We start from the raw sequence: 14,105 nt of genomic DNA, 5'->3' as shown, positions 1-14,105 counted from the left end.
GACTTGAAATTTTTCGTTAAATAATTTGATTCATTAATTGTTGCTGGGCAATATGGACTGCCTGTCCATTGCCAGCCTGACATTGTATCCAGGTACCATCGGCTTGTAATTCCCATGCACGCCGATTATCTTGAAGATAATTCATTAAGCCCTCTTCCAGAATTTGTTTACGAAGTTTTTTATCTTCGATTGGGAAACAGGTCTCGATGCGAGAGAATAAATTACGCCCCATCCAATCTGCACTGGCGCAAAAAAGTTTACTTTCACCCTGATGGTAAAAATAATAAACTCGGGTATGTTCTAAAAAACGTCCCACAATTGAGCGGACTCGAATATTTTCAGAAAGTCCTTTCACTTGTGGGCGTAAGCAGCAAATTGAACGGATAATCAAATCGATTTGAACGCCCGCTTGAGACGCTCTATACAGAGCATCAATTAGTTGAGATTCAGTTAAGGCGTTGACTTTAATAATAATCTGCGCTTTTTTGCCCGCTTTGCTATTTTCAGTTTCATTTTCAATGAGTTCAATCAATTGAGAATGCAGAGTAAATGGTGCATGAAAAAGTTTTTTCAATTTGACCATTTTCCCCATGCCTGTGAGCTCCTGGAAGACTTTATGGACATCTTCACAAATATCAGCATCACTGGTCAGTAGTCCATAATCAGTATAGATTTTGGCATTCATTGCATGATAGTTACCTGTGCCTAAATGAACATAACGTTTAATCTTGTCTACTTCACGACGCACGATCAGAATCATTTTGGCGTGGGTTTTATAACCAACGATCCCATATACAACAACCGCCCCAGCTTCTTGTAATAGATTGGCAACTTCGATATTTGACTCCTCATCAAAGCGAGCACGTAATTCAATCACTGCTGTGACTTCCTTACCATTTCGTGCTGCTTCAGCAAGGACTTGCACAATTTCAGAATCTACACCACTACGATAAAGGGTTTGTTTTATGGCTAACACATGTGGATCACGGGCTGCCTCTTTCAGTAGCTTAATGACCGGAGCAAAAGAGTGAAAAGGGTGATGTAATAAAACATCTTCGGTTTTTAATACCTCAAATATGGATTTTTTCCCATACAACACTTTCGGTAATTTTTGTACATGGGAAGGAAAACGTAACTCAGGCAAATTAAAGTTCGATATAAAGCGCGCCAGATTAAGCGGGCCATCAATACGATAGAGTTGCTCTTGCTTAAGATCAAATTGTCCAAGTAAATAATCAATAATATTTTCAGGGCAATTTTTAGTCACCTCAAGTCTTACAGCCCGACCAAAGCGTCGTGAGGATAGTTCATCTTTTAAGGCAATTGCTAAGTCTTCAACATCTTCTGAGATACTTAAATCTGCATTACGTGTGACCCGAAATTGATAACATCCAGTGGTGGTCACCCCTGGAAATAATTCATGAAGATGTTGCTGAATAATGGCTGAAAGTAGAATGTAGTGTTCATCCTCACCAGAAATATTTTTAGGTAACTTCACTAATCTAGGTAATGATCGTGGTGCTGGAACAATCGCTAAATTAATTTTTCGTCCAAAGGCATCGTTGCCTTCCAAAGTGACAATAAAATTTAAGCTTTTATTGGCTAAACGAGGAAAAGGGTGTGCGGGGTCTAGACTGATAGGCGTGACCACAGGTTGAACTTCATGATGAAAATAATTTTTAATCCATTCTTTATGTTTTTCAAGGATGTCACCATACTGAATGAAATGAACGCCATGTCCTTGCAGTTGTGGTAAGAGATTATAATTAAGAATTTTATACTGTTCTTCGACAGCTTCGTGTGCAAGTTTGGAAATGGTGGTGACTATATCTGAGAGTAGTAAGTCATCTGGATGAGTTCTAGCATGATCTGAAAGTTCAATTTGTTGCATTAAACTGGCAACTCGTATTTGAAAAAATTCATCCAGATTACTTGAAAAAATAATTAAAAAATTGAGTCGTTCAAGTAAAGGATATTCAGTATCTTTCGCCTGTGCCAATACTCGCTTATGAAATTCAAGTAAGGAAAGGTCCCGATTAATATAAGTTTTTAATGTATGTATGGAAGAATTTGAAGGCACATTTAAAGCAGTCATTTATGGCTCTTATAAAGTTAGATTGCAGCGCTGAAGGAAGCTAATAAAAATTCTTTTAAAGCCTTTGAAAGAGGTTAATTAATTCTTCGTAAATAAAAAATGATTAATTCTGCAAGAAGGCTAAGAATTTAATTTTATTCAATTAAGTATTCTGTGACTGCTTCATGACATTTTTATGACATCGTATTGTATTGTTATTTCATGTGGGTAATATTTAGACTTTTATCTGAGTTTAGAAGAAAGGGACAACGTTATGAACCGTACCGGGTTTGTCGGAGACTCAATATTCTGAGAGACTATTCCGATGACAAAATTAAAATATACCCCTGAAATCAGAGAAAGAGCGGTTCAATTATTGATTGAATCTGAAAAAGATTATCCATCGAATTGGGCTGCGATCACAGCAATTGCTCCCAAGATTGGTTGTACTCCTGAAACACTACGTGTTTGGTATCAAAAATATTTAGATAAACAAAATCCAGTTAAAGTACAGCAGCTTTCAGACCAAGAACGTATCAAACAACTCAAACGCGAAAATAAAGAACTGCAACGCGCCAATGAGATTCTACGTAAAGCAGCCGCTTTTTTCGCCCAGGCGGAGCTCGACCGCCCACACAAATAATGGTGGATTTCATCCATAACAATAAAGACTTATATGGTGTTGATGCGATTTGTAGAATTTTACCGATCGCACCTTCAACCTATTACCGGACTCTAGATCTCTGCGAAAATCCAGAACATCGAGCAAAGCGAGATTTACATGACTTGCATCATGCTGAGGAGATTAAACGAATTTGGAAGGAAAGTTCAGGTCGGTATGGTGTACGTAAAGTCTGGCAAAAACTGAAACGTGAAGGCTATATTATTGCACGCTGTACAGTTGCTCGATTGATGCAGAAGCTAGATATACAAGGTGTTTGGCGAGGTAAGAACAAACAAACCACCCGTAGCCGAGATGACCAAAAACGAGCACCTGACTTGGTGAAACGGAATTTTAGAGCTGATCAGCCTAATCACTTGTGGGTTGCTGACTTTACCTATATTCAAACAAATTCAGGCTGGGTCTATACCGCCTTTATTATTGATGTGTTCTCACGAGCAATTGTTGGCTGGAAAGTATCTACACGAATGAATACAGATATGGTGCTCGATGCATTGGAGCAAGCATTGCATGATCGAGGCATGCCAAAGAATGTGATTCATCATTCCGACAGAGGTGTGTAATATCTTTCCATTCGCTATACCAATCGTTTAGAAGCAGCAAATTTACGAGCATCAGTCGGTACAACTGGTGATTCATACGATAATGCTTTGGCTGAAACGGTGAATGGCTTATACAAAACCGAGGTGATTGAATATTTAAAAGCAGATTGGCAAGGTTTAGCAGATGTACAACTTGCGACACTAAATTGGGTAGATTGGTTCAATAAAGAGCGTGTACACAGTGCACTGGGTTATGTATCGCCTTTTGAGTTTGAAGCAATGTACTATGATAAGATTAACCCGTTAGGTCAGGTGGCCTAACTTAAATAAAAAAGTCTCCGACAAACCCGGTACGGTTCACTGAGTTTATCTCCTAATAATTTAATGCAGTGCATCTTAGTTTCAACCAAACTTCGCCGATGATAGCCTGACCATTTTGTTCATAGTGTCCTGCCTAAACGTGCAACTGTTCGAAGTAATTCATTTCGCTCTAGCGAGCTACTCTTTGTATCTTTCCACGGTTTCGCATTTTTTCTAGGTGGAATCACCGCATACGCTTGCCGATCTGCAATGACCTGACGGCATTGCTTGGTGTCATAAGCTCCATCGGTATAAACAGAGTCAATCTGCTCATCTTGTGGAATCTAATTAAGTAAATCACCAAGCACCTGTGAATCACTGACATTATTGGTTGTGAGCCGAATAACGCGTATTTGTAGGGTTTTAGCATCGATACCAATATGTAGTTTACGCCATTTGCGACGATATTCAGGTCCATGTTTCTTGCGTTTCCATTCGCCCTCACCTAGAAGCTTCATGCCTGTAGAGTCTACGAGTAGATGCAGCCCATCGCTACTTTTTTGGTAGCTGCTTGCAATATCAATATGCTTTTGTTTTCTACAAATGGTGGAATACGAATATCACTGATATTCGGGGCTGCTCAGCCGCAAAGCTTAATCAGACTTTGCACAAAGCCAGTAACCATACGTAAAGACAGACGGAATAAGGATTTAATCATTAAGCAGCATTGGATGGCTGCGTCGGAGTAGATTTGATTTCGCCCTTGTTTGCCTTTTGATGGAGCATACCATTGCGTAGCAGGATCCAACCAAAGGGCAATATTTCCGCGACTCATGAGTGCTCGGTTATATGCGGGCCAATTGGTAGTGCGGTAGATTTTGTGTGTAGGCTTCTTCATTTGAAAATTATATCGCTGAAAAAGCCTTTATAGATAGGTTTGTGCAACAAAGCCCTTTATGCTTTAAATTTTACCAACCAAAACCAACGCCTACACCACCCGAACTTTCTTCCTTGGTAAATGCGCCACCAATGGTGAGTGAGGTATTATCATTAATAATCCGTTGATAGCCAATTGACACCGCCTGTTCCTGTCCCTGAAAGCCAGCACCCACACCGACACGATTTTGTCCTTTGACACTGGCAGCACTACTTGACATATTCATCATCGCAGCAGTCATGGCACCTTGGCGGTTAAAACGTTCATCCACTTTATGGAAGCGCTGTTCTGTTTCCATACGATAATCATTAAACGCGCTATTTAAGGCATTTACACGCTCATTGGTATAGTTATTGGTCGATTTTTCTGCTGCTTTTAGCTGTTGATAGTTGACTGCATCGGTATCTTCAACGGCATCCGCCACATGGATGATTTGGCGTTCTTTGCCTTTTGCTCCAACTGATACCGTATTATCACGATCCGATGCAGAATCATTACCCAATACCACTGCATTTTTGGCTTGAGTATCGACATTATTGCCCAGCACAAAGGTATTATCACCCGTGACTTTATTGTCATTACCCACAACATAACTACCGTTTCCAGATACCGTGTTTGGATCACCAAAGGCACCAGAACCATTACCTGAAACCTGATTACCCACACCTACAGCAGTTGAGCGATGGCCTGTCACTACGGTATTTGTTCCAATCGCAACCGAGTTTTCACCTGTTGCCGAAGCAGCTTGGGCATCAGTTACTCCATTCACCTGAACAAACTGGTTACTGGCTGTAAGTTGAGTTTGCACATCTGCAATTTTGCCATCGGTATAGCTATTCGCACTGGAAAGTGCCGATGCCGTTTGCTGGTCGGTATAATCTTTTGCGCCACTTAAAGAAGATGCCGCTTTTTGATCTGTGTAGCTTTTTGCATCATTAAGTACAGATGCAGTTTGTTGATCAGTATAGGCTTTGCCATCGGCAGCTTTCTGGTCAGCATAATTTTTCGCATTGTTTAGTGTCGATGCAGTTTGCTGATCTGTGTAGGCTTTACCATCAACCGCCTTTTGGTCTGCATAGCTTTTTGCATCATTTAAGGTTGATGTGGTTTTCTGGTCGGTATAGCCTTTTGCATTATTTAATGCAGTGGTTGTTTGTTGATCTGCATAATTTTTTGCATCATTTAAATTAGATACAGCTTGCTGGTCTGTATGTGTTTTTAAATCTGATACAGAGGTTTTAATTGCACCTAATTGTTGATCAACTGCAATGAATGCATCACTCACTGTATTTTTAGCTTTTCCTTGGATTGTAAAAGTTGGATTTGTGAATACACCATTGTTCCATGCCGCACCACCACCTAATGCCTGAACCAACGCAGTATTAGTCGTATCAACACGTGTATTTAAGGTAGTGACTTCATTGCCGATTCGGGTATCGACACCATCAATACGGGTATTAATCGTATTTGCGCTGGTTGTGATTGCTGTATTTAAGTTGCCAACTTCCGTGGTCACCCGATCACTCAATGTTGTGACACTGGTATTGGTCACATGTAACTGTTTACCTGTCACTGCATCTTTAGACGTTGCATCTAATGTTGCATCTTGCAGACCTGTAAGTTTCGTACCGTTTGTACCTGCCAAAGTAATTGTGTCTTTGGTTGCTGAATCATAGATCACTGCATTTGCTGCAAGATTCCCTGTATTGGTTTTTAACAGTGCAATGTCATTTGTGTTAGTCGTGACTCGTCCATCAATTCCTGAAATTGTGGTGTTCATCGTTCCAACTTCATTGCTAATTCGGGTATTCAGTGTTCCAACTTCTGTACCAATCCTGGTATTTAAGGTAGTCACTTCATTGCCGATTCGGGTATCCACACCATCAATACGGGTGTTAATCGTATTGGCACTATTGGTAATGGCTGTATTTAAGTTGCCAACTTCTGTACCAAGTTTAGTATCCAGTTTACCAACTTCCACATCGGTATAACCTTTTGCATCAGTTAAGGTATTCGCCAATCCTGTGGTTAGCGCGGTTTGATCTGCTTTTAAAGCTAAGCCCGTGTCTGCATAGGTTTTGGCATCTACCAATGTATTAGACAAACCTGTGGTTAGCGCGGTTTGATCTGCTTTTAAAGCTAAGCCCGTGTCTGCGTAAGTTTTAGCATCTGCCAATGTACTAGACAAACCTGTGGTTAATGCAGTCTGGTCGGCTTTTAAGGCTAAACCATCTGTTAAGGCCGTATTGGTTGCATGTAACTGCTTGCCTGTCACTGCATCTTTAGAGTTTGCGTCTAAAGTAGCATTTTGCAGATTGGTGATTTTTGTACCGCTTGCACCTGCCAGCGTTAATGTCGCTTGGTTCGAGGCGGTGTCGTATAGAACTGTATCGGCATTAGCTGTAAAATTACTTAATGCAGTATCCACATAAGCTTTATTGGTGGCATCAGTCGCATTTACTGGTGTTGCCACATTGGTAATCCGTTTTGTTGCACCTGCACGACCAACCGAAATTGTATTGGCTTCATCAGCTAAAGAGTCAAAACCAATGGCGGTGGCATTTAATGCTGTCGCTTGGCTGCCTACACCGAACACACTGCTACGGTCAGCCGTTGCGGTCACACCTGCACCAATAGCAACTGAGCTTACCCCTGTCGCTGCTGCGGTTTCCGATGCGGTTAAACTTGCATCATCAATTTCATTATCAGCATTTTGGTCATACCAACCACCAAAGGCAATTGATCCAGTTCTATTGGCAGTTGCACCTGTACCAAATGCACTACTGACCACACCTGATGCAGTATTTTTTAAACCGACTGCGGTTGCTCCTGCACCAGTTACATTATTGACACTACCAAAGGCATTGGCTGTCGTTCTACTACTATTATCACTAATAAAGGGATTTGTGTTTGATGCACCATGATCTACGGTATTTGTAATACCAAAAGCATTGCTAGCTTGGCTTTTCGCTAGGTTGTTACCACCTACGGCATTACTACCCAAACCTGATGCTTCATTCCTATAACCCACCGCACTGCTATACCAACCCGATGCAATATTCACATAACCCACCGCACTGCTATTACTACCCGATGCGGTATTCATATAACCCACCGCAGTACTATAACCACTCGATGCAGTATTGCTATTACCGACCGCATTACTATATAACCCTGAGGCAATATTGCCGGTACCCAGGGCACTGGCTTGACCATCCATCGCCAGGTTGCCACCTTTTTTGATGGCATTAATAAAGGTTGCAAATTTAACCGGATCGGCGGCTTTGGTGGTGGTCAGACTATTGACGGTAAAAGAGTCAATATCATCCAGAGTAGTCCCTGCACCGGTGGTGGTTACCGCAATACCCCCCACTGTGGCAATTTTCCCTGAGATTGTGGTAATGGTATGTGGAGAACCTTTGGCTGAACCCAATGCAGTTGAGCTAGAAGCACGTGCATAGTTATCGCTAGGGGTGGCATTGGGTATGGCAGCCAGCGCATCGGTCAGTTGTTTTTTATTGATCGCATCGGTATCGGTGGTACCGGCTTTGACATTGGTAATTTGTTTTTCCGCACCCGCCTGACCTACCGACACAGTATCGGCACGGTCGGCTACCGCATTTAAACCGATGGCAGTTGCCCCTGTTGCCACCGCTTTACTGTTAATCCCGAACACGCTACTGCGATCAGCCAATGCAAGGTTTCCGCCCTGTTTGAAGTTATTGATAATATCGGTTGCCTGTGCTGCTGTGACGCTCTGTCCATTGACTTCGGTCAACAAGCTTGGATTGGCAGATAATGCCGCCCAATCTGCTGCGCTGGTTTTTATCACCACACCATCCAAAGTGGTGACGCCACCCACACTGCTAAACGTTGGTGTGTAGCTGAAGGGCGTTAAAACAACCTGTGGACCTAAATTACCTGCATAGTCGGCCAAACCGGAGCCGACCGCAGCACCATTTTGCCCAATCACGGTATTACCGGTACCTATGGCGTTGGCATATCCGCCTGTTACTATATTATTTAGACCTATGGCATTACCTCCAACCACAGTGACGGTATTTTTTGTGCCGATGGCTGAACCATACAGATTACTTACGTTATTGCTATAACCTAACGCATTAGTGCCCCAGGCTGAAGAATTAATTATGTTGCCAATACCAACCGCGGTATTTTTCGCAGCGCCATTGTTTTTATTATAGGCACCAAAAGCATTATTGAGGTCTCCATTCGATGCAGTATTCTCAAAACCGACTGCACTGCTATTCACACCCGATGCATCATTGCCATAGCCAAAAGCACTGCTATCTACACCTGTGGCTAAATTGCGTACACCCATCGCAGAACTATATTGACCTGCCGCCACATTCCCTTGTCGTAATATATTTAAAAATTGAGATTTTTGATTTTCATCGACCGCTACACCATTGACATGTGTAATTGTTGCAGTCGTATTACCTGTTGCAGTCACTGCAACGCCATTGACGCTGACCAACTTACCATTTTCAACTTTTTCTTCTAAAGTTCGTAGTCGTGAGGATACGCCTCCACTAATACCCGACCCCATAGCGGTTGAGGATTCGGCGACAGCAGCATTAAAAAAACCAAACGCACTTGAAGCAAATTGTGTTGTCAGATTGCCAAGACCAACCGAACTGCTAGACCAACCCAATGCGTCATTATTAAAGCCCAATGCATTACTATATAGATTCGATGCAGTATTCCTATAACCCAATGCATTACTATATAGATTCGATGCAGTATTCCCATAACCCAATGCACTGCTATTATTACTCGATGCAGTATTATTAGAACCCAATGCACTGCTATTATTACCCGATGCAATATTTGCTGTACCTACCGCACTACTCAGTTGACCAACCGCAATATTTCCGCCTTTCTTGGCTGCATTGATAAAGGCTGCTACTTTGGCTGGGTCGGCTGCTTTGGTCGTGATGACCCCACCCACTGTAAATGAATTAATATCATCAATACTTATGCCTGCTGTCGCTAGGTCAGTGGTTACAGTAATGCCACCCACTGCGGTAATTTTTCCTGCTGTGGTTGTTGTGGCATGCGGTGTACCTTTCGCTGAACCTAAAGCGGTCTCGGTTGAAGTATGAGTGTAGTTGTCGGTGGCGACAGTTCCGCCTGAAACACTTAAAATCGCTGTATCCAGTTGTCCTTTATTGACCGCATCGGTGGCTAGTGTGCCTGCTGCGACATTGGAAATGGTCGTCCCCCCTGTACCACGTAAGGTAATTTTATCTACAGTAGGCGTGTCATAACCAATTTTGCTTGGTAAACCTGTGACTGGATTTAAAATACCTGTAACTGGATTGAAAAGTGCAGACTGATCTACTTTAGCTGCCAATCCATCATCGAGTTGTTTTTTATTGACTGCATCGGTGGTTTGTGTACCTGCTGCCACATTGGTAATTTGTTTCTCTGCGCCTGCACGACCCACTGAAATGGTATTTTCTTTATCGGCTAAAGAGTTAAAACCAATCGCTGTTGCATTTTGTGCCGTGGCTTGGCTACCCACACCAAACACGCTGCTACGGTCTGCCGTTGCGCTTACGCCTGCACCCATCGCTACTGAACTTACACCTGTAGCTGCTGCGGTTTCGGTTTCTGTTAAAATAGTATTAATTAAGCTATCTTCATCTTTGTCATACCAACCACCTACGGCGATTGATCCTTTTTTATCGGCGATTGTCTTTACACCAAAGGCATTACTGACTATTCCTGATGCAGTATTCTCAAAACCGACTGCACTGCTATTCACACCCGATGCTTCATTGCCAAAACCGACTGCACTGCTATTCACACCCGATGCTTCATTGCTATAACCGACTGCACTGCTCGCATAACCCGATGCTTCATTGTGAGAACCGAATGCACTGCTCTCAAAACCCGATGCTTTATTTTGTCTACCAACGGCACTACTACCATAATTCGATGCAACATTTTTTACCCCTACAGCACTACTATATAGACCAACGGCAATATTTCCGCCGTTTTTCGCTGCGTTAATAAAGGCAGCAACTTTGTCTGGGTCGGCTGCTTTGGTTGTTGTTACCCCATTTACAGTAAATGAGGTAATGTCATCAATATTTTCACCTGTTGCAGTGACGGTAATGCCTGCTACTGTGGTAATTCTTCCATTGGTTCGTGTGGTCGTATGTACAGTACCCGATGCCGAACCTAAAGCGGTATCACCAGCATAGTGAGCGTAGTTGTCGGTGGCGACAGTTCCGCCTGAAACACTTAAAATCGCTGTATCCAGTTGTTTTTTATTGACCGCATCGGTATCTGCCGTACCTGCCTTAACATTGGTAATTTGTTTTTCTGCACCTGCACGACCAACCGAAATTGTATTGGCTTCATCAGCTAAAGAGTTAAAACCAATCGCTGTTGCATTTTGTGCCGTGGCTTGGCTACCCACACCAAACACGCTGCTACGGTCTGCCGTTGCGGTTACGCCTGCACCCATCGCAACTGAACTTACACCTGTGGCTGCTGCGGTTTCGGGTCCACCATGTGTAAAGCTACTATTGTTATCTTGGTCATACCAGCCACCTACAGCAATTGCCCCCTGTTTATTGGCAATTGTGGCTGTACCAAAGGCATTACTCGCTCTACCTGATGCTTTATTGTAATAACCGACTGCACTGCTACTACTACCCGATGCTTCATTTCCACCCCCGACTGCACTGCTAGCCCAACCCGATGCAGTATTCCCCATACCGACTGCACTGCTAGAGTTTTGCGATGCTGTATTATTATAACCCAATGCACTGCTATAACTATCCGATGATTTATTGTTATACCCCAATGCACTGCTAGAATCACCCGATGCTTCATTCTTATGACCACAGGCAAAAGCATCTAGGCCGCCTGCGGTACTGTCTAAAGATTGTTCACCAGTGTCAGTACTGCCATCACAGACATCTCCTGCCCAAACACTCATTCCCGAAATCGCGGCAATACTTAAAACCAGACTTTGTAAAATAAAAGGTTTATAGGCAAAAACCCCGTTTTTGCCTTGTTCATCATGCTGAACTTTGCTTAGGCTATTTGGTTGCTCACCTGTGGTATTGTCGGTCTTACCTGCACTTTTGGCATGCTCCGAAACAACAACCATACGCCCCAAAGATTTATTCCAGATTTTTTTAAAGATGTGGTTCATATCTGTACCTGTAATTTTTAAACATTTGGTACAATTACAAAACATTACATACAAAGTTGTATATCACTGAAAACTGGTATTCTGACGAATGGTAATAACTTTTTAGAGAAAAAATAGCATCTGGTAGATGCTATAAATATATTACAGCTTTGTTGCACAAAGATTTGAAATACAAAGCCGCCCTAATTGAGCTAAATTTAAGGCGTAACTTGGGTAAGTGGTCGACCTAATTCCGTAAATCTGTTGAGGCCTGCTACACGTGCATGAATCTCATTCACTTGGCTATCAAAACGCCTTGCACTGAGTTTATCTCCTAATCATTTAATGCAGTGCATCTTAGTTTCAACCAAACTTCGCCGATGATAGCCTGACCATTTTTTCCATAGTGTCCTGCCTAAACGTTTAACTGTTCGAAATAATTCATTTCGCTCTAGCGAGCTACTCTTTTTATCTTTCCATGGTTTCGCATTTTTTTCTAGGTGGAATCACCGCATGCGCTTGCCGATCTGCAATGGCCTGACGGCATTGCTTGGTGTCATAAGCTGCATCGGTATAAACAGAGTCAATCTGCTCATCTTGTGGAATCTGATTAAGTAAATCACCAAGCACCTGTGAATCACTGAGATTATTGGTTGTAAGCTGAACTGCTCGTATTTGTAGGGTTTTAGCATCTATGCCAATATGTAGTTTACGCCATTGGCGACGATATTCAGGTCCATGTTTCTTGCGTTTCCATTCGCCCTCACCTAGAAGCTTCATGCCTGTAGAGTCTACGAGTAGATGCAGCCCATCGCTACTTTTTTGGTAGCTGCTTGCAATATCAATATGCTTTTGTTTTCTACAAATGGTGGAATACGAATATCACTGATATTCGGGGCTGCTCAGCCGCAAAGCTTAATCAGACTTTGCACAAAGCCAGTAACCATACGTAAAGACAGACGGAATAAGGATTTAATCATTAAGCAGCATTGGATGGCTACGTCGGAGTAGATTTGATTTCGCCCTTGTTTGCCTTTTGATGGAGCATACCATTGCGTAGCAGGATCCAACCAAAGGGCAATATTTCCGCGACTCATGAGTGCTCGGTTATATGCGGGCCAATTGGTAGTGCGGTAGATTTTGTGTGTAGGCTTCTTCATTTGAAAATTGAATCGTACCGGGTTTGTCGGAGCCTTTTGTATTTCATTAGCTTATATTAAAACCTGCGCGCCAACTTTTAATAATTGAAATTTCTCAGCTGTATAGGTGCATAAAGATCATTAAAAAATAAGCTAAAGCATCTTCTCGGATTCACAACTCACCTTAGGAATATCCATCATCTAACAAACTGAATATCTTAAGGACTTTTTTTAATTGTATTTCTCTTAATAAAAGTCAATAAGTTGATAAGAGCAAGATTGAGATGGTGACAGTTTAACTCACCTAAAATCCCTAATGAAATCTAATCATTAAAAAAATTAAAGCGCTAGATTTTTACCCCAATTTACCCCATCATCTTTTCAAACAACGACTCTTTATTTTTATAAAAATGTTCAAAACAGAAAACTACTATCATGTCGATTATTTAGGTGACGCTGGAATCACAGAAACATGTCTCTTTAGCCTACACAATTTAATCCAAACTCATGCAGATCTAAGTTATGCACTATTGCTCACAAATGAACAATCTCATGCCTTTATACTTAAAGATCTAAACGAAAATTATTACATCATCCGTGGTGGATTCACATCAGGTTATTCAGGCGAAGGACCAAAAGGTCTAGCAAAAGCCCTGACTACTTTAAGAAAGCATCGAATTGAAACTGAAGAAATCCTAGTGTCCACAAAGCTCCTCAATAGATTGAATAGCTCATCATTGAGTGACCAGGATATCGATTTTATTTTTCAACAAAAAATCATTCGCCCGATCCGTCTGCATGACTATATTTATCCATTTGAAAATGAAATAGCCCAAACTTTTAAGTTAAAGCGTTATTATCCACTAGAGCTGCCGTACTCGATTATTGATGAAAGAATTTTTGACTTAGCTTTACTGTTTAAGCAGGATCCCGACTCCGCACTAACAAAAGCATATAAACGACTTGAAGATATTGTTCGTACACGTACAGGTATTAATGAGCATAGCACCAAGCTATTTGCACAAGTCTTTCAAGGTGAAGATACCATTCTCACTTGGGACGTACCAGACAGCGCAGAGATTAAAGGTCGAGTAAATTTATTCACGGGTGCGTATATGGCTTTTCGAAATGCTCGTGCACATCGAGAAAAAGATGAAAACTTAATTCATCAATATCGTGAGTTTTTATTGATCAATGAGTTATACCTATTAGAAGCTGAAGCAATAAAAATAGAATCAAAATAAGACAAGGCCATCTGGC

At 41.9% G+C, this 14,105-nt stretch carries 3 protein-coding genes, 3 pseudogenes and 1 other annotated feature; of the genes and pseudogenes, 2 read left to right on the top strand and 4 right to left on the bottom strand.

Going from position 1 to position 14,105, the window contains the following annotated elements; genetic code table 11:
- Nucleotides 1-16: 16 nt before the first annotated feature.
- Entirely contained in the window at nt 17-2,095 is a 2,079-nt protein-coding gene (gene ppk1, locus F995_RS07170) for a polyphosphate kinase 1 (protein ID WP_004646175.1), read from the bottom strand.
- A gap of 304 nt (nt 2,096-2,399) precedes the next feature.
- Here ppk1 and F995_RS16290 point away from each other — a divergent pair.
- Nucleotides 2,400-3,619 (top strand): annotated as a pseudogene (locus F995_RS16290) (IS3 family transposase).
- Nucleotides 2,675-2,791, top strand: a sequence feature (AL1L pseudoknot). It overlaps the preceding pseudogene by 117 nt.
- 38 nt (nt 3,620-3,657) lie before the next feature.
- Here F995_RS16290 and F995_RS07150 read toward each other — a convergent pair.
- From F995_RS07150 to F995_RS16280, 3 genes and pseudogenes are all read right to left on the bottom strand, one after another.
- Nucleotides 3,658-4,496, bottom strand: a pseudogene (locus tag F995_RS07150) (IS5 family transposase); the annotation flags it as partial.
- Nucleotides 4,497-4,566: 70 nt separating this feature from the next.
- Nucleotides 4,567-11,727, bottom strand: coding sequence for an ESPR-type extended signal peptide-containing protein (locus F995_RS07145; protein WP_004646168.1), 7,161 nt, complete (start codon nt 11,725-11,727; stop codon nt 4,567-4,569).
- 197 nt (nt 11,728-11,924) lie between these two features.
- Nucleotides 11,925-12,866, bottom strand: a pseudogene (locus F995_RS16280) (IS5 family transposase).
- Between the two features lie 389 nt (nt 12,867-13,255).
- On the opposite strand from F995_RS16280, the gene F995_RS07135 reads away from it, so the two are divergent.
- Nucleotides 13,256-14,089 carry a TIGR02391 family protein gene (locus tag F995_RS07135; RefSeq protein WP_004646165.1) on the top strand — a complete coding sequence of 278 codons (834 nt, stop codon included), beginning with the start codon at nt 13,256-13,258 and terminating at the stop codon, nt 14,087-14,089.
- The last annotated feature ends 16 nt before the right edge of the window (nt 14,090-14,105 follow it).

Origin of the sequence: Acinetobacter sp. CIP A162 (assembly GCF_000367905.1) — a bacterium.
GTDB classification, from domain to species: domain Bacteria; phylum Pseudomonadota; class Gammaproteobacteria; order Pseudomonadales; family Moraxellaceae; genus Acinetobacter; species Acinetobacter lwoffii.
Note: the sequence above shows the minus strand (reverse complement) of the source record. Positions and strands in the feature narration are given on the sequence as shown.

Excerpts from the sequence above, each read along its gene's own strand:
- ppk1 (WP_004646175.1), bottom strand. The coding sequence starts at position 2,095 with ATGACTGCTTTAAATGTGCCTTCAAATTCTTCCATACATACATTAAAA.
- F995_RS07145 (WP_004646168.1), bottom strand. The coding sequence starts at position 11,727 with ATGAACCACATCTTTAAAAAAATCTGGAATAAATCTTTGGGGCGTATG.
- F995_RS07135 (WP_004646165.1), top strand. The coding sequence starts at position 13,256 with ATGTTCAAAACAGAAAACTACTATCATGTCGATTATTTAGGTGACGCT.